This is a genomic window from Streptomyces sp. NPDC045470 (assembly GCF_040646595.1).
Classification (GTDB): domain Bacteria; phylum Actinomycetota; class Actinomycetes; order Streptomycetales; family Streptomycetaceae; genus Streptomyces.
Genome location: NZ_JBEZAN010000001.1, coordinates 1,278,567 through 1,302,026 on the forward strand (window position 1 = coordinate 1,278,567; position 23,460 = coordinate 1,302,026).

The 23,460-nt window shown below is 72.0% G+C and carries 18 protein-coding genes, 1 tRNA gene and 1 pseudogene; 5 read left to right on the forward strand and 15 right to left on the reverse strand.

Annotation, left to right across the window (positions count from 1 at the left end):
* Positions 1-94: 94 nt before the first annotated feature.
* The 4 genes and pseudogenes from AB0A97_RS05440 to AB0A97_RS05455 form a co-directional block, all read right to left on the reverse strand.
* Entirely contained in the window at positions 95-1,294 is a 1,200-nt protein-coding gene (locus AB0A97_RS05440) for a hypothetical protein (RefSeq protein WP_361144679.1), read from the reverse strand.
* A gap of 65 nt (positions 1,295-1,359) precedes the next feature.
* The gene (locus AB0A97_RS05445; RefSeq protein WP_361144682.1) at positions 1,360-2,310 is read right to left on the reverse strand and encodes a C40 family peptidase; all 951 of its coding nucleotides are present in this window, start codon (positions 2,308-2,310) and stop codon (positions 1,360-1,362) included.
* Positions 2,311-2,343: 33 nt separating this feature from the next.
* Positions 2,344-3,285: pseudogene (locus AB0A97_RS05450) on the reverse strand (SPFH domain-containing protein); the annotation flags it as partial.
* Between the two features lie 593 nt (positions 3,286-3,878).
* Positions 3,879-5,261 (reverse strand): peptidoglycan-binding protein, encoded by a 1,383-nt coding sequence (locus tag AB0A97_RS05455; RefSeq protein ID WP_361144684.1) that lies wholly within the window; start codon positions 5,259-5,261, stop codon positions 3,879-3,881.
* Positions 5,262-5,592: 331 nt separating this feature from the next.
* On the opposite strand from AB0A97_RS05455, the gene AB0A97_RS05460 reads away from it, so the two are divergent.
* The 4 genes from AB0A97_RS05460 (at position 5,593) to AB0A97_RS05475 (ending at position 10,771) form a co-directional block, all read left to right on the forward strand.
* Positions 5,593-5,666 (forward strand) — tRNA-Lys (locus tag AB0A97_RS05460).
* A gap of 145 nt (positions 5,667-5,811) precedes the next feature.
* Positions 5,812-6,492 carry a FadR/GntR family transcriptional regulator gene (locus AB0A97_RS05465; RefSeq protein WP_361144686.1) on the forward strand — a complete coding sequence of 227 codons (681 nt, stop codon included), beginning with the start codon at positions 5,812-5,814 and terminating at the stop codon, positions 6,490-6,492.
* Positions 6,493-6,842: 350 nt separating this feature from the next.
* The gene (locus AB0A97_RS05470; RefSeq protein WP_361144689.1) at positions 6,843-8,801 is read left to right on the forward strand and encodes a cellulose synthase catalytic subunit; all 1,959 of its coding nucleotides are present in this window, start codon (positions 6,843-6,845) and stop codon (positions 8,799-8,801) included.
* Positions 8,798-10,771, forward strand: a complete 1,974-nt coding sequence (locus AB0A97_RS05475) for a kelch motif-containing protein (protein WP_361144691.1) — start codon at positions 8,798-8,800, stop codon at positions 10,769-10,771. The genes AB0A97_RS05470 and AB0A97_RS05475 overlap by 4 nt, the downstream gene beginning before the upstream one ends.
* A 66-nt stretch (positions 10,772-10,837) precedes the next feature.
* On the opposite strand, the gene AB0A97_RS05480 is transcribed toward AB0A97_RS05475, so the two are convergent.
* From AB0A97_RS05480 to AB0A97_RS05525, 10 genes are all read right to left on the reverse strand, one after another.
* The gene (locus AB0A97_RS05480; RefSeq protein WP_361144692.1) at positions 10,838-11,908 is read right to left on the reverse strand and encodes a glycoside hydrolase family 6 protein; all 1,071 of its coding nucleotides are present in this window, start codon (positions 11,906-11,908) and stop codon (positions 10,838-10,840) included.
* A gap of 131 nt (positions 11,909-12,039) precedes the next feature.
* The gene (locus AB0A97_RS05485) at positions 12,040-12,759 is read right to left on the reverse strand and encodes a class F sortase (protein ID WP_361144695.1); all 720 of its coding nucleotides are present in this window, start codon (positions 12,757-12,759) and stop codon (positions 12,040-12,042) included.
* A complete protein-coding gene (locus tag AB0A97_RS05490; protein ID WP_361144697.1) occupies positions 12,743-13,462 on the reverse strand; it encodes a hypothetical protein in 720 nt (239 codons plus the stop codon). Before AB0A97_RS05490 ends, AB0A97_RS05485 begins: the two co-directional genes overlap by 17 nt.
* 159 nt (positions 13,463-13,621) lie before the next feature.
* A complete protein-coding gene (locus AB0A97_RS05495; protein WP_361144700.1) occupies positions 13,622-14,401 on the reverse strand; it encodes an HAD-IIA family hydrolase in 780 nt (259 codons plus the stop codon).
* A 199-nt stretch (positions 14,402-14,600) separates the two neighbouring features.
* Positions 14,601-15,659: a 2-aminoethylphosphonate ABC transporter substrate-binding protein gene (locus AB0A97_RS05500; RefSeq protein ID WP_361144702.1), complete on the reverse strand. Its 1,059-nt coding sequence runs from the start codon at positions 15,657-15,659 to the stop codon at positions 14,601-14,603.
* A gap of 96 nt (positions 15,660-15,755) precedes the next feature.
* Complete coding sequence (locus AB0A97_RS05505) at positions 15,756-16,553, reverse strand: ABC transporter permease subunit (protein WP_361144704.1); 798 nt, start codon at positions 16,551-16,553, stop codon at positions 15,756-15,758.
* Entirely contained in the window at positions 16,540-17,502 is a 963-nt protein-coding gene (locus AB0A97_RS05510; protein WP_361144707.1) for a 2-aminoethylphosphonate ABC transporter permease subunit, read from the reverse strand. Before AB0A97_RS05510 ends, AB0A97_RS05505 begins: the two co-directional genes overlap by 14 nt.
* Positions 17,495-18,649, reverse strand: a complete 1,155-nt coding sequence (locus tag AB0A97_RS05515; protein ID WP_361144710.1) for an ABC transporter ATP-binding protein — start codon at positions 18,647-18,649, stop codon at positions 17,495-17,497. The genes AB0A97_RS05510 and AB0A97_RS05515 overlap by 8 nt, the downstream gene beginning before the upstream one ends.
* Positions 18,646-19,476, reverse strand: a complete 831-nt coding sequence (locus AB0A97_RS05520; protein ID WP_361144712.1) for a phosphonatase-like hydrolase — start codon at positions 19,474-19,476, stop codon at positions 18,646-18,648. The genes AB0A97_RS05515 and AB0A97_RS05520 overlap by 4 nt, the downstream gene beginning before the upstream one ends.
* The gene (locus tag AB0A97_RS05525; protein ID WP_361144715.1) at positions 19,470-20,591 is read right to left on the reverse strand and encodes a TIGR03364 family FAD-dependent oxidoreductase; all 1,122 of its coding nucleotides are present in this window, start codon (positions 20,589-20,591) and stop codon (positions 19,470-19,472) included. The genes AB0A97_RS05520 and AB0A97_RS05525 overlap by 7 nt, the downstream gene beginning before the upstream one ends.
* A gap of 514 nt (positions 20,592-21,105) precedes the next feature.
* Between AB0A97_RS05525 and AB0A97_RS05530 the strand changes: the two genes are divergently transcribed.
* Positions 21,106-22,638, forward strand: coding sequence for a DUF2079 domain-containing protein (locus AB0A97_RS05530; protein ID WP_361144717.1), 1,533 nt, complete (start codon positions 21,106-21,108; stop codon positions 22,636-22,638).
* Positions 22,639-22,674: 36 nt separating this feature from the next.
* On the opposite strand, the gene AB0A97_RS05535 is transcribed toward AB0A97_RS05530, so the two are convergent.
* Positions 22,675-23,433, reverse strand: coding sequence for a GntR family transcriptional regulator (locus tag AB0A97_RS05535; protein ID WP_361144720.1), 759 nt, complete (start codon positions 23,431-23,433; stop codon positions 22,675-22,677).
* Positions 23,434-23,460 lie beyond the last annotated feature (27 nt).

The window sequence follows — 23,460 nt, forward strand, 5'->3', positions numbered from 1 at the left end:
AAGGGTAGTGACGCTGCATGGACATGTCCAGACCAATAACAAGCGGACGGCCGGTTGCCGCTTCCCTACGGCCGTCCCAACAGCTCCCGCGGAATCACGCCACGGCGTTCAGCCGGCCGGCGTCCGGAAACCCGCCCGGGTGCGCGGCGCAGTGCACCAGACCCGCGTACGTACGCCGCAGCGCGATCAGTGCTTCCTGCGCCTCGCGGTAGACCGCGGCGTCCGGGCCCCCGCGGTGCGCGAGGGTGCGGACGGGCGCGCAGTGCCGGTCCAGAACGGTCAGCCAGGCGCGCTGGGCGACCGGCAGATGGCGGCGCAGCAGATGCCGGCCGCTCTCCCCCGACCGGCGCCCGCCCGCGCCGAGCACCGCGTCGGCCGCCAGGAACACCGGCGGCTCCAGTGCCCCCTGCTCCGCGAGCGCGCCCAGCACCGCGCCCTGCCGTGCGGAAGCCGGGGCCGCCCGCAGCTCCGCCGCCTCGCTCCGGAGCTGAGCGCGCAGCGCGTGCTGGATGCGGATCAGGCGGCGCAGCGCCGTACCGGTGGACGCGTCTCCGGGGGCGCACCCGGCGAGCGTCCCGGCCAGCCGCAGCAGCCAGATGCCGTGCGCTTCCAGCCGGGTGGTGGCCAGCATCAGCCGGTCCAGCCGGCCGAGCGGCTCCCCTTCCGGCGACCAGCGCACGACGGGGACCAGCGCCTCCGTACGGGCGAGCTGGTCGATGGGCAGACGGCGGCGCGGCTTGCGTTCGGGCGCCCAGTTCAGGAGGGCCAGCGTGGGGAGCGCCACGAACTGCTGGTGGTCGACGCGGTGCGCGACGGCCGACCACAGGGCGAGGAAGGCGGCGTCGGCGGTGCGCGGGGAGGCGGGGGCGGCCGGGTCCAGGGCGCTCCAGCCGCAGGCCGCCGCGATCACCGCCACCCGCAGGGACGCGGCGTCGGCGTTGCGCGGTGACAGCCGCGAGACGCGCTGCCGCAGCGCCGTCAGTTCGCCGTTGCGCCCCGCCCGGGCGACCAGGTCACGGGCGGTCTCCGCGTCCGGCGCGGTGGCGGCCGCGCCGGCCAGCTCGCTCAGCCGCTCCCAGGTGCCGGTCATGGTCCGTACGGGCGGCCGCTCCGGCAGGAACCCGTGCGCTCCCGGGTCGGACGTCCCGCCAGGAGCCCCGCCGGGCGTCCCCTCGGGGGGAGCGGAGTCAGGTATGGCGGAGCCCGGTGCGGCCGGGCCGGGTATCGCGGGGTCCGGGCCCGCGGACGGTCCGTCGGGCGGGGCCGGAAGGGTGGTGGGCGCTGTCGACGCCATGACGGTCGGCCTTTCTGCAGGAGCGGGCCCGCGCGGCAGCGGGCGGCGGACGGCTGACCGCGCGGTCAGCCGACCCGCCCGTACAAGGTGGGACGGTAGGCGGCGAAGGACGAGATCCGGACCGACCGGCCGGACCGCGGCGCCTCCAGGTACTGGCCGCCGCCGAGGTAGATCGCCACGTGATGGACGCCCGACGAGGAGCCGTCGGTCGACCAGAAGACCAGGTCACCGCGGCGTAGCTGGGACCGTGTGATCGGTTCGGCGGCGCGGTACTGCGCGTCGGCGACCCGGGGCAGCGAGATGCCCGCACGCTGGTACGCCTGCTGGACCAGGCCGGAGCAGTCGAACGCGGACGGGCCGTTGCCGCCCCACGCGTAGGGCTTGCCGATCTGCGCCATCGCCCACCGGATCGCGGTCTCGGTGCCGTACCGGGTGGGGGTGCCCTTGCCGGTACCGCTGCCCGGGGAACCGGAGTCCGCGCCGGCATCGCTGCCGTCGGGCACGTCGTCGCCCGGTCCGCCCGGCCTGCCCGTACGGGCCTCGTAGCGGTCCCGGTGGCTGGTCCACCACCAGCTGCCGCCCTGCTGGTACCAGTACACCCGGTCGACGGCGTCCCAGCCGGACCGGCCCCGGAAGGTGGGGTCGGGGTTGTGGCCGCGCGCCCCCGTACGGGTCGTGGAGGGCGCGGCGGACGTGGCCGGCGCCGTGGCGGACCTGCTGCCCGCGTGCCGGGCGTACTTCGCGTAGTGGCTGGTCCACCGCCACCAGCCGGTGGCGTCCCGGTACCAGTACTTCGTACCGTCCCAGCCCGCGTGGCGGGGCGCCGGTTCGGCGCCCGCCGTACCCGCCGCCGCGCCGACGAGCGTCACCGCGCCCACCGCCGCCGCGACCACGCCCCGCACCGTGCACCGCGCCCGGCTCCCGCCGTGGCGCGCCGCGGACTCGACCGCGGCCCCGCTGCAGAAGGCGCATCCGCAGTCGGCCCCGACGACCTCGAAGAACACCGGTGTCCGCATCCCACTGCCTGCCTCTCCGCTGTGTCAGCTCTGTCAGCTCTTGCCGGCGGCGCTGCCGCGCGCCGTGTAGAAAGCCACGGTCAGGTCCTTGACCAGGGCTTTTCGTTCGTAGTCGTCCAGCTCCACCAGCCCTCTGCTGGTCAGCCGGTGGACGGTGTCGTCGACCGCGTCCACGACCGAGGTCAGCACGCTGTCGCGGTGCTTGGCGTCGATCGCCGCGATCTGCCGTCGCTGCATGGCCGCCGCCACCTCGGGCGCGTACTCGATCCGGGTGGGCTGGACGGAGAAGACCTCGATGCCGACCGGGCGGCAGTCCGCGGCGAGCACCTGGGTGAGGGCCTCGCCGACCGCCTGGGCGTCGCGCAGCGTCGGCGCCTCCTCGTGGAACGCGTCCGCCGGGAGCTGCGACAGCACCCGCGCCATGCCCGACTCCACCTGTTCCCGCAGGTAGGCGGTGTGATCGCGGACGGTGAGCAGGGCCCGTGCGGTGTCCCTGACCCGCCAGACGACGAGCACCACGACCCGCAGTTGGATGCCTTCCGCGTCGACCGCCGGCATCGCCTCGCTGCGCCAGTGCCGCAGCCGTACGTCGACGCGGCGGCGCAGCACCAGCGGGTTGATCCACACCAGGCCGGTGCGGCGCACGCTGCCGCGGTAGCGCCCGAAGAGGGTGAGCACCCAGGCGCTGCCGACCCGCCCGCGGGCCAGCCCGCCGAAGGCGTACACCGCCACCACCGCGCCGAGGCCGGCCAGGGCCCACTCCCACAGGTGGGGAGCGGGCCGGACGGCGATCTCCAGGCCCAGGGCCCGGACCACCGACGCGGGCAGCATGCCCCGCCGCCACAGGAACGCCACGGAACAGGCGATCGCCAGCAGACCGGCGAACAGGGCCAGCCAGCCGGAGAGGGAGAAGCCGCGCCGCTCGGCCAGGCCGGAGTCCTCTTCGGGGACGGGGCGCCCGGTGCTCCCGCGGAGTTCGCGGAACCACGAGGGCCCGCCGCCCGTGGCCGTACCGGCGTCCGCGTCCCGGCCTCCGGGAGCGGCGGACGCGTCCTCCGTACGGGACCGGCTGCCCGCGGCGGCCACCCCGAGTGCGCCGTCGAGCGCGGCGCGCTCCGCGGTGTCCAGCAGGCCGGTCGCGGCGGCGATACCGGCCACGGCGGCGTCGGCGGGGGTGACGCGGGCGGGCTCCCGGCCCGTCGGCGGGGCCGCCACCCGTGGCTGCTCGGTGGTGTCCGCCTCGGCGGGCCCGGTGCCGGTGTCCGGTTCGGCGCGGAAGAGCATGTCCATGGGGATGCTGTCGCCGTGCCCGGCGGTCCGCAGGCGAGCGGACCAGGGGGGTGGTGCGGGTGCGTCCGTGCTTCCGGTCGCCTCAGCACCCCCGGCTGACGTGCCCTCAACTTCACTGCTCTCCCCCGTCCCTGACTTCGCGTCAGTACGGTCGGCCGCCGTCGCGAGCGCAGCCCTCTCCCCCGCCCCGCCCGCCCCGCCACGCTCCGCCCCCGGTTCCCCCGCCGCGTCGTTCCCGCTGTCCGCTGTCTCGGTCTTCGTCGCCATCGTGCGCTCCGTCATCGGAAGAGTCGCCGCCATGTCTCGGGGCCGGGGTAGCCGTCGGCGTCCCGGCCGGTCCAGCCCTGGGCCCGCTGGAACGCCTCGACGTTGCGGCGGTCCGCCTCCGTCCACCGGGGCCCGGGGCCGGAGCTGTAGTACTTGCCGAAACCCTTGCTCACCAGCCGTTTTCCAAGGCTGGTGACATATCCGTTCGACTGGCCGGGCCGGAACCAGCCCCGGCCGGGGAAGGCCGTGGCGCCACCGCCGCCGGAGCTGCCGATGTCCCGGCCCACCCCGTTGACCAGGTACGACCAGGTCGCCGGGCCCGGGATGCCGTCCGCCTCGGCGCCGGTCCAGCCCTGGGCGCGCTGGAACGCCTCGGTGGCCCCGCGGTCCGCCTCGCTCCAGCGCGGGCCCGGCCCGGACCGGTAGAACCGGCCGCCGCCGCGCTCCACCAGCATCCGGCCCAGCCGGGTGACGTACGCGTTGTCCGCGCCCGGCCCGAACATCCCCGCGCCGGGAAACGCCGAGGTGCCGCTGCCCGGGTCACCGCCCGGATCGCCGCCTTCGGCGAGGCCGCGGTAGCGATAGGCGACGTACCCCGCCGAATTGCTCCAATAGGCGTACGGCGTGGACCGTTTCACCGTGTGGGGCCGGGTCTGCTCGTACGCGATGTAGCGCGTACGGGAGGAATCGGCCCAGCCGCCGAAAATGGTGGCGTGCGACCCGGCGCCCGGATTTCCCGGGTTGTGGAAGAGCAGCATGTCGCCGGGCCGCAGTTCGCTCTTCGTTATACGGATGCCGTACTGGGCCAGGCTTCCGGTCCACTGGTTGCGGCCGAGGTTCCAGGCCATCGAGATGAATCCGGAGCAGTCCTGGCGGTATCCGTCGGACCAGAAGCGGCTCATGTCGTACGGGACCTGGGCGCTGACCCAGCGCTGGGCCCGCGCGATGATCTGGTCCCGGGTGAGAGGCCGGGGCGAGGAGGCGGCCACGGCCCGCCCGCGGCCGCTGCCCGTTCCCCCGTACAGCCCGCCGACCTGCCCTTGCGGGGTCGCGCCCGAGGTCAGGGAGAGGGCCGGGGTGTCCGGCCGGGCGGCCCGGAGGTGGCCGGGGCCGTGGGCCACGGCGGGGGTGAGCAGGGCCCGCTCGCGGCCGGCCGGCGCGCCCGTACCGGCCCCGGCGCCGAGCGCGGTGGCCGCCCCGGATCCGGCAACGCCGCTGCTCAGGACCGTTCCGGCGGTCGCCACGAGGACCAGCGCGCGGCGGGTGCCGTGCGCGGCGGGGTGCCCGCCGTCCCGGACCGCGAGCGCGTGCTGGAGCGCGCGCCGCTCCTGGGCGCAGCCGCCGCACGGGCAGCCGCCCGCGGGGTCGTATTCCACGAATCCCGGCTCTGCCATTCCCGGTCCCCTCCAGGCTCGTTCTGTTCCCGTTCGCCTTCGCACGTGCCCCAGCTTCTCAACTGGTAGGAGATATCGCATGTTGACGGGGCAACTGATGATCATCCATTACGAAAGCATACTCACAGACCAAAACGGTCATCCGGCTCGACGAAGGTCCCGAGATCACGGGACTTTCGCCCTGCCGGACCGCGGAATCCGGCCCGGCACCAACACTCCCCGGACGGACGCAAGAACAGGTGACACAGGTCACACATTCGGCGGGCCCGGGCGGCCGGGCGGGTGGTCAGGAGCACCCCTGGAGTTCGTGTAAAGTTTTCCATGTCAGCGCGCGCCGCTAGCTCAGTTGGTTAGAGCAGCTGACTCTTAATCAGCGGGTCCGGGGTTCGAGTCCCTGGCGGCGCACGTCACACCGAGGCCCCTCGCAGTTGCGAGGGGCCTCGGTGCTTTTCCGGGCGGCCGCCCCGGCCACTGCCCCGATCCCCGCCTTTCCCCGCGCCGGGCCGGTGCATCGCTGGTCAAAACGGTGATCGGGGTGCACAGTCGCACAATGGCGCGCGACAACCAGGAGCGGATCAAGAAGCTCATCATCGACCGGCGGCTGGCCCCCGGGGCGCCGCTGCCCACCGAGACGGACCTGATGGAGCTGCTCGGGGTCAGCCGGAACTCCGTCCGCGAGGCACTCAAGGCGTTGCAGGCGATGGGCATCGTGGAGATCCGGCACGGCTTCGGCACGTACGTCGGACCGATGTCGATGGCCCCGATGACCGAGGGCCTGGCCTTCCGGACGGTGGCCGGACACTACCGGGGCGAGGACAGCCTGCTCCAGCTGCTGGAGCTGCGCGAGGCGGTGGAGACCGGGCTGATCGCACGACTGGCGGGCCAGGTGCCGGGGGCGGCGCTCGCGGAGCTGGACGAGCTGGTGGAGCGGATGGCGGCGGAGGCCGCGGAGGGGGCGGTGCGGGCCGACACCGACCGGGCCTTCCACGCCGCGCTCTACCGGGGGCTGGACAACCGGCTGCTGAGCGAGGTGCTGGACGCGTTCTGGGAGGCGTTCCACCGCGTACGGACGGACCTGGCCGGGCTGGGGGCCGACCCGCGGGTCACCCACCGGCAGCACGCGGAGATCCTCGCGGCGGTACGCGACGGTGACGCGCAGCGGGCCGAGCAGGCCGTACGCAGCCATTTCGACAACATCCGTCTGCGGCTGCGCAGTTCGGGTCAGAAGTAATGCCCCCTCCGACCTGACCCGTCCAGCAATGCACTCGCATGTCCGGTAAACCCCTCGTTTCGCCCTTGCGATCAAGATATGAGCTTCGAGACCCTGACGGGATACTGGAGCCCAACTGAGCCTGTGCACGCTCATGTTGGGGGACACACCGGTTGCGATGAGTGTGGGAGTGGGGCCCCGCTGCGCGAGAGCGAGTCGGAGCGGGAATCATGCAACCGGAAGGCGGCCGTCCTGCGTCGTAGGCGTAGGCGGCCGACACCACTTGCGCCCGGGTCGGCCGAGGGGGGCCGGACACTCGGGCCTTGAGAAGACGGGCACGCAGCCAGCATGCGTGCCGGGGGGATGGACTCATGACGTCGCCGCCTACCGGCGCCCGGCAGGAGCACCAGTACGACCCGTCCGCGACGACACGCCTGCGTGTGCCGCGCCAGCACTGGCCGCGCCGGCAGCCGCGCAGACCGCTGCCGCGCTACGACTACGAGCACTACAGCCGCCTCGCCGGACCACTCACCCAGCCCGACCCCGACCGGCCCTACAAGGTGCGCTACCGCAGCCTGCTGGCGGACGAACCGCACCGAATACGCGCGGCGTTGCTGCTCGGCGCCGCTCCCCTGCTCTCGCTCGGCCTGCTCGCCTGGCTGATGCAGCCGGCCCACTGGACCGAACGCGACCACCCCGCCCACGACTTCCTGCCGGTGCTGGACATCGTCATGCTGGTCTCGATCGGGCTGATCGAGTTCTTCCGGTGCATGAACGTGCTGTCCAACGCCCACGCCACCCTGGTCGCCCGCGACCCCATCCCGGTCGTCCCCGAACACGGCACCCGCGTCGCCTTCCTCACCTCCTTCGTACCCGGCAAGGAACCCCTGGAAATGGTGACCAGGACACTGGAGGCGGCCGTCAGGATCCGCCACCGCGGCCTGCTGCACGTCTGGCTCCTCGACGAGGGCGACGACCCGGACGTCAAAGCGGTCTGCGAGCGCCTCGGCGTCCACCACTTCACCCGCAAGGGCATCCCGCAGTGGAACCAGAGGAAGGGCCCGCACCGCGCCAAGACCAAGCACGGCAACTACAACGCCTGGCTCCAGGCGCACGGTGACGCCTACGACTACTTCGCCTCCGTCGACACCGACCACGTACCACTGCCCAACTACCTGGAGCGGATGCTCGGCTTCTTCCGCGACCCGGACGTCGGCTTCGTCATCGGCCCGCAGGTGTACGGCAATTACGACACGTTCGTCACCAAGGCGGCGGAGTCGCAGCAGTTCCTCTTCCACGCGCTGATCCAGCGGGCCGGCAACCGCTACGGCGCGCCCATGTTCGTCGGCACCTCCAACGCCGTACGCATCAGGGCGCTGCAGCAGATCGGCGGCCTGTACGACTCGATCACCGAGGACATGGCGACCGGGTTCGAGATGCACCGGCACCGGAACCCGGACACCGGCCGGAAGTGGCGCTCGGTCTACACCCCCGACGTGCTCGCGGTCGGCGAGGGACCCAACGCCTGGACGGACTTCTTCACCCAGCAACTGCGCTGGTCGCGCGGGACGTACGAGACCATACTCAAGCAGTTCTGGAAGGCGCCCTTCACCCTGCCGCCGGGCAAGTTCTTCAACTACACCATGATGGTCATCTTCTACCCGATGTCCGCCATGAACTGGATTCTGGCAGCGCTCAGTTGCGCGCTGTTCCTGGGCCTGGGCGCCTCGGGCGTGCAGATCGACCCGGCGGTGTGGATGATGCTGTACGGCAACGCCTCGGCGCTCCAGATCGGGCTGTACGTGTGGAACCGCCGGCACAACGTCTCGCCGCACGAGCCGGAGGGCTCCGGCGGCGTGGCCGGCATGGTGATGTCCGCGCTCTCCGCGCCGATCTACGCCCGCTCGCTGTTCGACGCGGCGCTGCGCCGCAAGAGCAAGTTCGTGGTGACACCGAAGGGCGACTCCGCCAGCCCGGACACCCTCTTCGGCACATTCCGGGTGCACCTGTTCTTCATCCTGGTCTTCGGGGGCTCGCTGGCCGCCTCGTTCGTCTACGGACACAGCCACCCGGCGATGATCACCTGGGCCACGCTGGCGCTGCTGATCACGGCGGCACCCGTCTTCGCCTGGCGCTGGGGCATGCGGCAAGAGCGGCGCAAGACGTCGCGGGGAGACCCGCCGGCGTCCGGTGGCGGGCCGCAGCAGGCGCCGCATCCGCAGCGCCAGCCCAGTTGGGCGGCGGCGCCCGAGCGCTCAGCTCTCGCTGAGCCGGGTGACCGGACCGCCGGCCGGACCGCGCAGATCGCTCTTGGGGGACGTCACTCATGAAATACCGTCCGAGCCGGCGCACCCGCAGAGTGGCGATCGGCGCGGCCGTGGTGCTCGCGCTGGCGGGGATGAACGGTCCGGCCCTGTTCGGGTTCGTCTCGGAGAAGTACCACGAGTACAAGATCAACCAGCCTGAGTACAAGGCGGCGAACGGCCACTGGGACGTGGTGGACGTACCGCCCGAGTACAGGATCAACACGATTCACGCCGCGCTGCTGCACACCGGCAAGGTGCTGCTGGTCGCCGGGTCGGGGAACAACGCCAAGAACTTCGCGGCCAAGTCGTTCCGTACGGTCCTGTGGGACCCGGTGAAGAACACCTTCAAGAACATTCCCACCCCGAAGGACCTCTTCTGCGCGGGTCACACCCAACTGCCGGACGGCAAGCTGCTGGTGGCCGGCGGAACCCAGCGGTACGAGAAGCTCGGCGGCGACGTGAAGAAGGCCGGCGGGCTCATGATCGTCTACAACGAGAACCCGGACGCGCCGAAGACGTTCCCCGCCGGGACGCTGTTCACCGGCAAGCAGAACGGCAAGACCTTCGCGTCCAAGGACCCGGTCGTGGTCCCGCGCGCCAAGAAGAAGACGGACCCCAGGACCGGCAAGGTCACCGTCACCCACAGCGAGGCCCGCGTCTACGTGGAGGCGCTCAAGGAGGGCCGCCAGTACTCGACCGGCGCCCAGGACAACTACCGCATCCACGGTCTGACCGGCGCCGACGCCCGCAACTTCTACGGCATCGCGCAGAAGCTGTCCTTCGACAAGAAGGACTTCCAGGGGATCAAGGACTCGTTCGAGTTCGACCCGGTGGCCGAGCGCTACGTCCCGGTCGACCCGATGAACGAGGCCCGCTGGTACCCGACCCTGACCAGCCTGGAGGACGGCAAGGTGCTGTCCACCTCCGGGCTGGACGAGATCGGCCAGGTCGTCCCGGGCAAGCAGGAGATCTACGACCCGAAGACGAAGAAGTGGACCTACCTGCCCAAGCAGCGCTTCTTCCCGACCTACCCCGCCCTCTTCCTCACCGACAAGGGGCGGCTGCTCTACACCGGGTCCAACGCCGGATACGGCCCCGACAACATCGGGCGCACCCCCGGCATCTGGGACCTGAAGACCAACAAGTTCCAGGTCATTCCCGGAATGAGCGACCCGGACGTCCTGGAGACCTCGATGTCCGTACTGCTGCCGCCCGCGCAGGACCAGCGGTACATGGTGCTGGGCGGCGGCGGGGTCGGCGAGGACCCCAAGGCCACCGACAGGACCCGGCTGGTGGACCTGCACGCCGACAAGCCGCGCTTCACGGACGGCCCGCCGCTGTACGCGAAGGCGCGCTACCCGAGCAGCGTCATCTTGCCCGACGACACGGTGCTCACCACCAACGGCTCCGGGGACTACCGGGGGCGCGGCGACAGCAACGTCCTCAGCGCCGAGCTGTACGACCCGAAGGCCAACACCTCGCGGGCGGTGGCCGATCCGCTGGTGGGGCGCAACTACCACTCCGGGGCGCTGCTGCTGCCGGACGGCCGGGTGATGACGTTCGGCTCCGACTCGCTCTTCGCCGACAAGGACAACACCAAGCCGGGCGTCTTCCAGCAGCAGATCGACATCTGGACGCCGCCGTACCTCTACCGGGACTCGCGGCCGGAGCTGACCGACACCGCGCCGAAGACGGTGGAGCTGGGCGGCCGGGCCACGTACGGAACCGAGCACGCGTCCTCGATCAAGAAGATGCGGCTGGTCCGGCCGGGTTCGTTCACGCACGTCACCAACGTCGAACAGCGGTCGATCGCACTGGACTTCAAAACGTCCAAGAACGGTGTCACGGTGACCCTGCCGAAGGACCCGACGCTGGTACCGCCCGGCTGGTACATGCTCAACGCCGTGGACGACCAGGGCACTCCGTCCAAGGCGGTCTGGGTGAAGGTGCCGACGGCGTCGGAGGCCGAGCTGAAGGGGCTGGGCCTGAACTGAGCCGGTGACGGCGGTGCGGGGTGCCGCGGTTCGCCCGGGGCGCCCCGCGCCGTCGTCCCCTCGCGGCTACTTCGTATTGCGGGCCAGCTCCAGGGCGTAGTCCGGCCACCACTCGCCGGCCTTGGGCCCGCCCTTGCACGTGCCGTCGGACTCGCCGGGCCGCTTGATCCACAGGTAGGCGTCCACGAGCGGGTCGCCCGTCCGGGTCGTCGGTGCCGCGCCGAGGGCGCGGCCGGGCGGGTTGCACCAGTTCTCCGGGTCGTCACCGCCGGGCGCGGGGCCGTTGCCGTTGCGGCTGGTGTCGATGACGAAGTGCTTGCCGCCCACCATCGAGGAGAGCTGCTTGCCGTACTTCTTGTTCTCCTCGGTGGTCTGGAAGTTGGAGATGTTGAGCGCGAAGCCGTCGGCCTGGTCGATGCCGGCCCGCTCGAGGGGCTCCACCATGCGGCCCGGGTCCTTGATCCAGTGCGGGTTGCCCGCGTCCAGGTAGACCTTGGTGTGCGGCAGCGCCTTGAGCTTGCCGACGGCCTCCGTCAGCAGGGCGTAGCGCTCCTCGTGGAACTGCTCGGGTGTGCACCGGTCCGCGATGTGCGGCAGGGCGTCCGGCTCCAGGACGACCGTGGTGGGGCGGTCCCCGATGCCCTTGAGCACGCCGTCCAGCCACGCGCGGTAGGCGTTGCCGTCCGCCGCGCCGCCCTTGGAATAGCTGCCGCAGTCGCGGTGCGGGATGTTGTAGAGGACCAGCAGCGCCTCACGGCCGGCCTTGGCCGCGGCCTCGGTGAAGCCGCGGGCCTCGCCCTGCGGGTCCTCGACGCCTATCCACTCGGCCACGGGCCGGGTGGCTATCTTGTCGATCAGCCGGGCGTCGTCGGGCTTGTCGCTTCTGGCGTACGTGGCGGCCTGCTGTGCCGCCTTGCCTTCCGGGTTGACCCAGTACGGCACCGTGGCCTTGGGCTGCTGACCGGGTCTGGCCCCGGCCTTCCCCTCCGCCTCGCCGTCTCCGTCGCCGGACGAGAAGCACCCCGAGACCAGCAGCAGCGCCCCTAACGCCGATACCGTGCCGGACACCCCGCGCCGGCGCGCGGCGCGGCGCTCACCCGGGGGCCCGCCCCCGGATCCCCGAAGATTGCCGTACATCCACTCCCCCCTCGGAGCACGGAACAAGAGCGGTCGAATCCATCCTGGCACACGCCCCTCAACCGCAGGCCGGGCTGTGGACAACCTGTTACGCCGGCCCCACGGCGCCGGAATCGGCCGGACGGGACGGCTCAACCCGCCGGTGCGGGCGTGACCTTCGTGAGATAGGCGTGCACGACGACGTTGGCGCTGTAGGCGTCCCGCTCGCTGTCGAAGGTGCCGGCGCAGGTGATCAGGCGCAGTTCCGCGCGGCCCGGCAGGTGCGCGCCGTAGACCTTGCGCGGTACGAAGTTCCGGCGGTCGTAGATCTTGACGTCCTCGACGGTGAACCGCGCGGTGCTGCCGTCCGCCCTGCGCACGTCCACCGGCTGCCCCGGCTTGAGGCTGCCGAGGCGGTGGAAGACCGCGCGGCTGCTGGTCGTGTCGACGTGCCCGGCCAGCACCGCGGCGCCCGCCGTGCCCGGCTGCGGCCCCTTCGCGTACCAGCCGACGCGTCCGGGCGTGCGGTACGGCGGTGTGCCGACGGCGCCGGTGGCGTCCAGGCCGGTCTCCGTCACACCGGCCCGTACGCCCAGTGCGCCGACCGCGACCTCGGTGGGGCGGCCGCCCGGGGAGGTGGCCAGGGGCGCGTGGGCGGCGGGCAGTTCCTGTTCGAGCGGGCGGCCGACGGCCGCGACGTCGCCGGTGGTCGGCGCCTTCGCCAGGTCTCCGCCGTCCGTCAGGTCCCGGCCCCACTGCCACAGTCCCAGCAGCAGTACCGCCCATGCCACACCGACGGTCATCCGGCCGCGGCCGGGAGTGTGCGGGGGGCGGCGGGCCGCCACCGGGTGGTCGTCAGCCCGCATCGCCATCGCCCGACCCCTTGCGCCGGCGCCGCATCCGCAGCACCTGTCCGGTGAGCGCGAGGACCGCGCCGCCTGCCAGTACCAGGCCCACCGCGTAGACACCGTCGCCCTCGTGGCGCGCGGCGGTCCGGACGGTGGCGGTGCGAACGGCGGTGGTCCGGGCGAGTGCGGAGCGCGCGGCGGCGGGGCGGGGGTACGGGTGTGGGTACGGCTGCGGGTGGGTCGCCGTCCAGCCGCCTCCTGCCCGTACCGGGGCGGAGGGGGAAGCCGGTGGTTCGGCCGTGTCTGTGTCCGCTTCCGTAGCCGTGTCCGTACCCGTATCCGGTTCCGCCCCGTCACCGTTGTCCGCGGATGCCGGGACGACCTCGAAGGAGCCCGCGGCGCGCGCGTCCTCGCCGTCGCAGTGGACGGAGACGGCGTACGTGCCGGGGTCGGCCGTCGAGCGCACCCGCGCGTCGCCCACCAGCCCGGCGGCGACCCCCGCCAGCGGCACGGCGTCGACGAAGGCGGCCGAGGTGGCCCGGCCCGACCGGCTCGCGCAGCCGGTGACCTGGAGGGCCGCCTCGGTGCCCGGCGCGAGGGCGGACGGTGTGACCGCGACGGTGCCCGCCGTGGCGCCCGGTGCCCGGGGCGCGGACGCGAGCGCGGGCCCCGGCGTCAGCACCGTCACCGCCAAGGCGGCACAGAGAGTGAATCCCGGTGTGCGCATGGTGAACCTCCGAACACTTCCGAAGGTCCGCCCGGCGGCCCGGTTCCGCATCCCGGGCGGGCCCGCGGCTGCGCCGTCCGGGTGAGCGGCCGGGCTCTGACACCGAAGGCCGGGAACGGGCGCGCCGCGGCCGGGCTCAGACGCCGGGCCGCGTCCCGGTCACACCAGGTCGACGAGGTCGGCGATGGAGTCGACGACCCGCGACGGCCGGAACGGGTGGCGCTCGATGTCGCCCTTGCCGGTCAGCCCGGTCAGTACCAGGAACGTCTCCATGCCCGCCTCCAGACCGGCCAGCACATCGGTGTCCATCCGGTCGCCGATCATCGCGGAGGTCTCGCTGTGCGCGCCGATGACGTTCAGGCCGTGCCGCATCATCAGCGGATTGGGCTTGCCGACGAAGTACGGCTCGACGCCCGTCGCCTTGGTGATCAGCGCGGCCACCGAGCCGGTCGCGGGCAGCGCGCCCTGCGCCGAGGGGCCGGTCTCGTCGGGGTTGGTGGCGATGAACCGGGCACCGTCGTTGATGAGCCGGATGGCCTTGGTGAGCGCCTCGAAGCTGTACGTGCGGGTCTCGCCGAGCACCACGTAGTCGGGCTCGTGGTCGGTGAGGACGTAGCCGATGTCGTGCAGCGCGGTGGTCAGGCCCGCCTCGCCGATGACGTACGCGGTGCCGGACGGCCGCTGCTCGTCCAGGAACTGGGCGGTGGCCAGCGCGGAGGTCCAGATGGACTCCCAGGGCACGTCCAGGCCGATCCGGTTCAGCCGGGCGTGCAGGTCGCGCGGGGTGTAGATGGAGTTGTTGGTCAGGACGAGGAAGGGCTTGCCCGATTCGCGCAGCCGCTTGATGAAGGCGTCGGCACCGGGCACCGGGATGCCCTCGTGCATCAGGACCCCGTCCATGTCGGTCAGCCATGACTCGATCGGCTTGCGCTCTGCCACTGCCGGTCTCCCGCCGTGCGTGTCTGCCAGGGGTGCCGGCCGTACCCGCGCCGTCGCGGGGCCCGTACGCGCCGCGCACCCCACCGGGTGACCTGCGTCTCGTACGTATGGCCGACGCCCCCAGCCTAAGTCAGCCGCCGCGATCTTGACCCCGCCGAGCGGCCCGCGGGCCGGACCGCCCCCGGAGCCGCGGCGGCGGTCAGCTTCCCGTGGCCGTCTTCCAGGCGGCGAGGTAGGTGGACAGGTTCTTGTCGATGTCGTTCCAGTCCGGGCGGAAGATGTCGACGCCGTCCATGATGGTGGCGAGTTCGGTGGCGTTGCGGTCGGTGGGCCGGATGTCCGTACGGGCGGCGAACCCGCCGCCGACCGCGGAGACCTGTTTCTGCACCTCGGGTGAGAGCAGGTGGTCCAGGAACTTCTTCGCCTGCGCCGCGTGCGGGGCGTTCCTGACCAGTCCGGCCGCGTACGGGAGCGCGAAGGTGGACGGCTTCGCGCCGGGGCGGGCGGCCGGGAAGAAGATGCCCTGATTCGGCATGGACTTCATGTTGGCGTAGTTCATCTGCACGTCGCCGTTGGCGACGAGGAGTTCGCCCTTGTCGGTCTTGGGGGCGAGCTGTCCGGTGGAGGAGGACGGGCCGACGTTGTTGGCCTGGAGTTTCTTGAGGAACTCCATGGCGGGGCCCTGGCCGCCGAAATCGTGCAGGGCCTGGACGAGGACAGCCGTACCGTCCCCGGCGACGCCCGGTGTGGAGTACTGGAGCTTGTTCTTGAAGCGGGCGGCCGTCAGGTCCTGCCAGGTACGGGGCGGCTGCTGGAGCTGCTGCTTGTTGTAGATGAAGCAGAAGTAGTTGTTGACGACGGCGGTCCACCTGCCGTCCGGGTCCTTGTCCGCGGCGGCGACCTGCTCGGAGCCCTTGGGGCGGTACGGCTCCAGCAGCCCCTTGCCACCCGCCTGCTGGATGAACGGCGGCAGCGTCACGACGATGTCCGCCTTGGTGTTGGCCTTCTCCCGGACCAGCCGCTGCACGGCGGCGCCGGAGCCGCTCTCGACCAGGTTGACCTTGATGCCGGTCTTCTTCTCGTAGTCCTTGAAGACCCGGTCGTAGAAACCGTCGCCCCGCTCACCGCGCAGGCCGTCGGCGCTGTAGACGGTGATCTCCCGGGCGTCGGCGCGGGACACGCCGCCGCACCCGGTCAGGGCGGCGCCGAGGACCAGGGTGCCGCAGACGGCGGCGGTCGGCTTGAGGGGGCTGCGCATGACGTGTCGTGGCTCCTTGAGGTGGCAGGTGGCAAATGGCCGGGCCGGGGTCCGAGGGGAGTCGTGCCGGGGCCCGGAGTGATCGGTCCGGGCCCGTCAGCGGTACGAGGCCTTGGTACGCACACGGGAGACGGCCGACAGGACGAGCAGCGTGGCGGCCATCAGCGCCACCGCGAGCGCGGCACCGGCGAACAGGGCGCCCCGGTCGGTGGTGGCGAAGATCCGCACCGGCAGCGGCGTCCAGTCCGGCGGGTAGATCATCATCGTGGCGCTCAGCTCGCCCATGGACAGGGCGAAGCACAGCCCGGCGGCGGCGGTCAGGGACGGCAGCAGCAGCGGCAGCTTGACGCGCCACAGGACGTAGGCCGGGCGCGCGCCGAGGCTGGCGGCGCTCTGCTCGTACGCCGGGTCCAGGCGGGCCAGCGCGGCCGTCACGGACTGGTACGCGAAGGCGGTGACCAGCACCGTGTGCGCGACGACCACGATCTGCGGGGTGCCGTTCAGGAGCAGCGGCGGCTGCGAGAAGGCGACCAGCAGCGACAGGCCCACGACGACGGACGGCACCGCGACCGGCAGGACGAACAGGCCGTCGAGGACACGGCGGGCGCGCGGCCGCAGACGCTGGGCGGCCAGCGCGGCCCAGGTGCCGGCCGTGAGCGCCAGCAGGCTCGCGGCGACGGCCGTGACCAGACTGGTGACCAGCGCCTCCAGCGAGTCGCCGCGCGCGATGTCCTGGTAGTGCGCCGTCGTCGGACCGGACGGCAGCGCCCCGCTCCAACTGCTCGCGAAGGACGCCGCGACGACCACCAGCAGCGGCAGGGCGAAGACCGGCAGGAAGAGGACGAAGAACACGGTCCAGACGGCCCGTCGGGCCCCTTTGCTATGCACGAGCACGGTGGCCGGCACCTCCCGCTGTCGGTGTACGCGCCCCGCCCGCCCGTGCGGCCACGGTCCGGTACAGGGCGTAAAGGGCGAAGGACAGCACGATGTTGACGACGGCGACGACGCACGCCCCCGTGTAGTCGCCGTCGAGAATGGCCTTGGTGTAGACGAGGACGGGCAGGGTCACCACGTCCTTGGCGCCGGTGAACAGCACGATCCCGAACTCGTTGAGCGTCAGCACGAGGACGAGCGCGCCGCCCGCCGCCAGCGAGGGCAGCGCCTCGGGCCAGATCACCTTCCGTACGACCCGGGCCGGCCGGGCGCCGAGCGACGCGGCGGCCTCCAACTGCCCGGTCTCCACCTGGGAGAAGGCCGCGAGGAGCGGGCGCATCACGAAGGGCGTGAAGTACGTGATCTCGGCGAGGAGCACGCCCCACGGGGTGTGCAGAAAGGCGAAGGGCCCGGCCGCGGCGCCGGTGGCGTCCGTCCACAGTCCGTTGGCCAGCCCGGCCGTGCCGTACACGAAGAGCAGGGCGAGGGTGATCAGGAAGGACGGGAAGGCGAGGAAGACGTCGACGAAGCGGCTCAGCGCGCGACTGCCCGGAAACGGTACGAACGCGATCACCAGCGCGAGGACGAAGCCGAGCAGCAGGCAGCCGACGGTCGCGCCGACGGCGATCAGCACGGTGTTCCCGAGCGCGTCCCGGAAAGACACCTCGGCGAAGACCTGCGCGTACGGGGCGGTGGACGGCGGGCCGCCCTCCTCGCCCACGAAGGACTGCCGTACGACCAGGGCCAGCGGGTGGAGGAAGACGAGGGCGAGGGCGGCGAGCGGAGGCAGGGCCCAGAGGACCGGTGCGGTACGCGCGGCCCAACTGCCCCGGTCCCGGCTTCCCGCGTCCGTTCCCGTACCCCGGCTTCCCGCGTCCCGCGGCAGCGAAAGGGTCTCCGTGCTACTCATCGGCGGTGCTCCCCGCCCCGGCCGGCAGCAGCACCGCGTCCTCGGCGGTGAAGTGCAGGACGACCTCGGAGCCGGGCTGCGGAGTCGCGCGCAGCTCCCGTACGTCCGCCATGACACGGTGCCCGGCCACGTCCGCGTACACCCGGTGGGTCGCGCCACGCCACTGCACCTCGGTGACCCGGCCGTGCAGCGCGTTGGGTCCCTCGCCGAGTCCGACGAGGTGCGGGCGCACACAGAGCGTGGCGGACGCGCCGGGGGCCGCGCCGTCGGCGGGGGTGACGGCCAGCCGCGTACCGGCGAAGTCCGCCGTGCCGTGCGGGCCGGCCGTCACCGGCAGCAAGTTGGCGTTGCCGACGAAGGAGGCGGTGAACTCGGTGCGCGGGCGCCGGTAGAGGTCCTGCGGGGTGCCGCAGTCGCGCAGCCGCGCCCGGTCCATGACGGCGATGCGGTCCGCCAGCGTCAGCGCCTCCACCTGGTCGTGGGTGACGTACAGGATCGACACGTCCGGCAGTTCCCGGTGCAGCCGCGCCAGTTCGGTGAGCATTCCGGAGCGCAGCCGGGCGTCGAGGGCGGACAGCGGCTCGTCCAGGAGCAGCACCCCGGGCCTGATGGCCAGCGCCCGCGCGATGGCGACGCGCTGCTGCTGCCCGCCGGACAGCTCGCGCGGATAGCGCCGCGCGTACGCGGTCATGCCGGTCATCTCCAGCGCCTCGGTCACGCGCGCGGCGGTCTCGGCACGCGAACCGGTGCGCCCGCGCCGCGCCTTGAGGCCGAAGGCGACGTTGTCCTCGACGCGCAGGTGCGGGAAGAGCGCGTACTGCTGGACGACCATGCCGATGCCGCGCCGGTGGGGCGGCAGCCCGGTCACGTCCCGGCCGCCGATCAGCACCCGCCCCGTACACGGCCGGACGAATCCGGCGACCGCCCGCAGCGCGGTGGTCTTGCCGGAGCCGGACGGGCCGAGCAGGGCCAGCACCTCGCCCGGCTCGACGCTCAGGTCGAAGTCGTCCAGGACGACGTTCCCGCCGTACGCGACGGAGACGTGGTCGAAGCGGATGCCGGAGGGGGCGGGGGCGGGCGTCGCTGCGGGGGCGGGGGCGGTGTGGCCCGCGGGGGCGGCGTCACGGGTACCGGCGGCGGCACTCATACAGAACGCTCCGGCCGCCGGCCACCGCTCCGCCGCTCCGGGCCGTCGCTCTCATCGCTCGGCTGCTCCCGGCCGTCACTCCGCCGCTCCCCGCCCCCGCTCCGCCGTTCCTGCCCGCCGTCGAGCAGGGCGGGCAGTTCGGCCACCGAGCCGAGGACGTGCGTGGCGCCCGCGCCGCTCAGCGCCTCTTCGTCATGGGCGCCGGTCAGGACCCCCGCCACGACCGACGCGCCCGCCCGGCGGCCGGAGCGCATGTCGTACGAGGTGTCACCGGCGACCGCGATCTGCTGTACGGAGTCGGCGGCGCCGGTCCGCAGCAGCGCGGCCAGCACCAGGTCCGGGTACGGCCGTCCGCGGCCGCCCGCGTCGGCGGGGCACAGGGTCAGCGTCACCAGGTCCCGCCAGCCCAGCGCGTCCAGGATGGCGTCCTGCGTGACCCGTGCGAAGCCGGTGGTCAGTACGACCGTGCGGCCCGTGTCCTGAAGGGCCTCGACGGCTTCCCGGGCGCCGGGCACGGGCGCGATCCGCCCGCCGTCGACCAGTTCCCCGTACGCCTCCTCGAAGGCGCTGTTGGCGCGCCGCGCCCGCTCCTCGTCGCCGAACAGGTGCCGGAAGACGGAGATCTTCGACTCGCCCATGGTGGCGCGGACGTATGCCAGGTGCTTCTCGTGCTCGGCGCTGCCCGGTACGACGCCGAGCCGTCCGGCCGCCGCGCTGAACGCCTGCTCGACCAGTCCGCCGTCGGCCACCGTCGTCCCCGCCATGTCGAGCACGACCAGCGAGATCCGTTCCCGCTCCGTATTGCCGACCGTCATCATCCTCACCATCCGATGTCCTTCGCGGTGTCCTCGGCCAGCGCCGGGGAACACGTCATCCCACGCCCTCCGGGCCCGGTGACCAGCCAGACGCCGTCACGCACCTGTTGCCGGTGCACGACGCGCGAGGTGTCCGTGCACTGCGCGTACACCCCGGCCCAGCGGCGGCGCACGGCGGGCAGCGGGCGCCCGAGCAGGCCCTCGACGACTCCGGTCAGGTGCTCGTACGGGTCCTCGACGACGTCGAAGCCGAACGGCGCGTCGTACTCGTGTGTGTCGCCGATGGTCAGTCCACCGTCCGCGCGCTGCACCATCAGCAGTTGCATCCGGTGCTCGGCCGCTACGGGCGCCTGCGGCCGCGCCGCCGCCCACGCGTCCAAATCGGGCCCGTCGTACGCCGGGTAGTAGCGGAAGCTGTCCGCGTCCGCGACCGAGGGGGTCAGGGTTTCGCCGAGTGGCGCGGTCTGCATCATCTGAAGCCGGACGCGGCGCACCGGCAGGTCGGGCACCAGCTCCCGCACCAGACCGCCGAGCCAGGCGCCGGTGCAGAGCACGACGGAATCCCCCTCGTGCAGGTCGCCGTGGTCATCACGTACGGCCCGTTCACCGACGACGTCGCGTACTTCGCGGCCCCCCAGATAGGTGTAACGCCCGGAAGCCATCAGCGCCTCGCGCAGCGCGCGCTGAGCGGTACGCGGTTCCACGGCGGCATCCCGCTCACACCACAACGCCCCGGCGAACTCGCCCCGCAGGACGGGGTTCACCTCCCGCACCTCGTCGGCGCCGAGCAGCTCGTACCCCCGGGAGGCGGCGTCCGCACGACGCATGGCGGCCTCCGCGACGGCGCGCTCCGCCTCGTCCCGTACGACGGTCAGCGAACCGTTCGCCCGGAACCCGAGGCCGGGAACCCGCTCCCCGATGCCCTCCCACAACTCCCGCGCCCGCAGCGCCGTCTCCAGCTCCGCCCCACCGGCCCGCCCACCGACCCAGACCAGCCCGAAATTCCGCACCGAGGCCCCACGCGCCTCGGCCTCCCGCTCGATGTGCACGACCTCATGACCGCGCCCGACCGCTTCCCAGGCGTGCATGGTCCCCAGCACCCCGGCTCCGACAACTATGACTCGCATGCCGGGAACGCTCGTGGGACCGGGTGACCCGGGGCGGGCCGGGAGACGACGCCGGGGTGAACGGGGACTCAACCTTGGCCTAGACCCGTTATCGATTCGTGACTTATCGGTGCCGGCGCCCCTCCCCCGCCGGCTTCGCTCGCACACAGCCGCACGCGCCCGGTTACGCCTGACCCGTGGCGTGTTTCTTTCCGTGAGCGAGCGCAGGAAAGGAGAATCGCGGTAGACATTACTTCCGTGGTGGCTGTTTGCTAGGTCTTGCTGATACACCCGTGCGCTGTCTGCGGCCACTACGGGCATCGGGCGCAAGCGATCGGCTTCCTTCTGCCGATCGAGGGACAAGAGCGTGCCGACGACTCATCACACAACAGCATCAGAAAGTGGCCACCGCGCCGGACTCACAGCTCCTCCGCCACCTCCGCGCTCACCTTTCGTCAGGTGGACCGAGAGAGTCCCGGAATTCCTGTCGGCCCACCACACCCTCCTATGGGCCGCACTCTGCTTCCTCATCTCCTTGACTCTGGGCCTGCAGCAGTGGAGTGCGGGGAAACTGGGCGGATTCGATCTGGGGATCTTCGATCAAGCCATCCGGAAATACTCCGGTTTCCGATTACCCGGATCGGAGCTGAAGAGCACCCACCACGGTTTCCCGCCGGACTTCTCCATACTGGGAGACCACTTCTCCCCCGTACTGGCACTCCTCGCTCCCCTCTACTGGATCTGGGACGACCCGCGCGTACTCCTTGTCGCCGAAGCGGCGCTCTTCGCCGCCGGAGTGCCCGTGGTCCGACGTATCGCGGAGAGCTGTTTCCAGAGCGCACCAGCACCCGTCGTCTCCCGAGCCGCGCATCTGGCCGGTGCGGCGTACGCGCTGGGATGGCCGCTGATGACAGCCTCCCGCCGCGGTTTCCACGAGGTCGCTTTCGCCGTTCCCTTGCTGCTGCTTCTGCTGGAGCGGGGAATGCGCCGGCGCTACGGAGCCGTCCTGGTGTACGCCGGGTTGCTGTGCTGCACCAAAGAAGACCTGGGCCTGGTGGTCGGTGTCCACGGCGCGGTACTGGCATACCGCGGCCGACGCGACAGCGTAAAAGGCCGGGCAGGTGTCGCAACGGGGGCGGCCCTGTTCGTTCTCGGCCCCGCGGCCACCATCGTGACCATCAAGTGGCTGCTTCCGATGATGGGAGGAAAGCCCGGGTTCTACTGGAGCTACCACCGACTGGGCCCCGATTTCGGCGCCGCCCTGCTGAAAACCGTGACGGAACCCTGGGTCCTGTTCGGAGTGGCCACCGCTCCGCCGGTGAAAATCGCGCTGGTCTTGTGGCTGTTCGGCACCTTGCTGTTCCTGCCGCTGGGCTCGGCGACGGCGTGGTGCGCGCTGCCTCTGGTGGCCGAGCGCGTCCTGTCCGAGACGTCGAAACACTGGACGGTGCTGTACCACTACGACGCCTTCCTCTGGCCGGTCCTGCTCACGGCCGGTGTGGAAGTGTCGGGCAGGCTCTACCGCCGGAGCCGCACGAGCAGTGTCAGAAACCGCAAGAGCAGCAGAAGCCGCAGCACGAGCCGGGCCCTACGGTGGTGGGGGCCGGGCGCCGGCCTTCTGACCCTGGTCATCGCTGTCCCCTTCGGCCTGTTCGTGATTCCCCACCCCGGTTACTGGACACCCGACCCCCACACTCGCGCCCTGCGCGAAGCTGCCGGAATGATTCCCGACGGGGCTTCCGCGGAGGTGGACAACATCATCGCTCCGCACTTGACCGCCCGTGGCCCCGTGGTCCTGGCAGACAGCGTGCCACGAGGCGCGGATTACGTGCTGCTCCAGTTCGGCGTCGTTTCGTTTCCCTTCACTTCTGTTTCCCAAGAGCAGCAGTACTCCGGCTTCCTGCTGGAGCACGGATACCGCCGGGTCTGGGAGCACGACAAAGTGCTGCTGCTGCGCCGCGAAACCGAGTTCCCGATCACCCCGGAAGTCCCTACCGCCGGGCCGGAAAGCAACCCGGCTCCGGAAGGGACAGCACCGGGGACGGGAATGAGCATCTTCCGCGGCTGAGGCGGACGAGACGGCCGGTCAGGAATCCGGTTGCGGTCAGTCGCCCAAGTGGGTCGTGAACGAGAACCGGTCGCCCCGGTAGAGGGACCGCACCCGTTCGAGCGGTACGCCCCGGGTGTCGCGGGAGAGGCGGTGGATCAGGAGCATCGGGAGGGCGCCCGGGGTGCCGATCAGCAGGGCCTCGCGTGGGGTGGCCAGTACGGTCTCCAGGCGCTCGTCCGCGGTGCCGAAGCCGATGCCCAAACGCTCGTGGAGGTAGGCGTAGAAGGAGGAGTCGGGCTCGAAGTCCGTGTCCAGGTGCGGTACGCGTGCCACGGCCACGTACGTGCTCTCCAGCCCCACCCGCTCCTCGTCCGCGAGCAGCACCCGCTCCAAGTGCCACACCTCGTCGCCCACTTGGAGGCCCAGTTCCCCGGCCAGCCTCGTCTGCGCGGGGAAGCGGTCCAGGCCGACCAGATGACGGCCCGGCCGCCGGCCCTGCTTCCGTACGCCCTCGGTGTAACTCGCCAGGGACAGCGGCTGCTCCAGCTTGGGGCCCGCCACGACCGTGCCACGGCCGAGGCGCCGCAACCGTCCCTCCAGGTGGAGTTCGCGCAGCGCCAGACGCAGGGTTTCGCGGGACACCTCGAAGCGCAGCGCCAGGTCGCGTTCGGTGGGCAGCGCCTCGCCCTCGCCCAGCTCGGCGAGGAGCGCTTCGATCCGGACCTTCGCCGCGTAGTACTTGGGGATGCGTCCGTGCTCGGGAATGCCGGAGCGGATCGGTGCGCCAGGTTCCTGGCCGTTCGGGTAGTCCACCGGCCGATCCTCGCACCCTTCTCCCAG

What these genes read in the sequence shown, in the direction of transcription:
- AB0A97_RS05440 (WP_361144679.1), bottom strand. Translation starts at nt 1,294, where the DNA reads ATGGCGTCGACAGCGCCCACCACCCTTCCGGCCCCGCCCGACGGACCG.
- AB0A97_RS05445 (WP_361144682.1), bottom strand. Translation starts at nt 2,310, where the DNA reads ATGCGGACACCGGTGTTCTTCGAGGTCGTCGGGGCCGACTGCGGATGC.
- AB0A97_RS05455 (WP_361144684.1), bottom strand. Translation starts at nt 5,261, where the DNA reads ATGGCAGAGCCGGGATTCGTGGAATACGACCCCGCGGGCGGCTGCCCG.
- AB0A97_RS05465 (WP_361144686.1), top strand. Translation starts at nt 5,812, where the DNA reads ATGGCGCGCGACAACCAGGAGCGGATCAAGAAGCTCATCATCGACCGG.
- AB0A97_RS05470 (WP_361144689.1), top strand. Translation starts at nt 6,843, where the DNA reads ATGACGTCGCCGCCTACCGGCGCCCGGCAGGAGCACCAGTACGACCCG.
- AB0A97_RS05475 (WP_361144691.1), top strand. Translation starts at nt 8,798, where the DNA reads ATGAAATACCGTCCGAGCCGGCGCACCCGCAGAGTGGCGATCGGCGCG.
- AB0A97_RS05480 (WP_361144692.1), bottom strand. Translation starts at nt 11,908, where the DNA reads ATGTACGGCAATCTTCGGGGATCCGGGGGCGGGCCCCCGGGTGAGCGC.
- AB0A97_RS05485 (WP_361144695.1), bottom strand. Translation starts at nt 12,759, where the DNA reads ATGGCGATGCGGGCTGACGACCACCCGGTGGCGGCCCGCCGCCCCCCG.
- AB0A97_RS05490 (WP_361144697.1), bottom strand. Translation starts at nt 13,462, where the DNA reads ATGCGCACACCGGGATTCACTCTCTGTGCCGCCTTGGCGGTGACGGTG.
- AB0A97_RS05500 (WP_361144702.1), bottom strand. Translation starts at nt 15,659, where the DNA reads ATGCGCAGCCCCCTCAAGCCGACCGCCGCCGTCTGCGGCACCCTGGTC.
- AB0A97_RS05510 (WP_361144707.1), bottom strand. Translation starts at nt 17,502, where the DNA reads ATGAGTAGCACGGAGACCCTTTCGCTGCCGCGGGACGCGGGAAGCCGG.
- AB0A97_RS05515 (WP_361144710.1), bottom strand. Translation starts at nt 18,649, where the DNA reads ATGAGTGCCGCCGCCGGTACCCGTGACGCCGCCCCCGCGGGCCACACC.
- AB0A97_RS05520 (WP_361144712.1), bottom strand. Translation starts at nt 19,476, where the DNA reads ATGGTGAGGATGATGACGGTCGGCAATACGGAGCGGGAACGGATCTCG.
- AB0A97_RS05525 (WP_361144715.1), bottom strand. Translation starts at nt 20,591, where the DNA reads ATGCGAGTCATAGTTGTCGGAGCCGGGGTGCTGGGGACCATGCACGCC.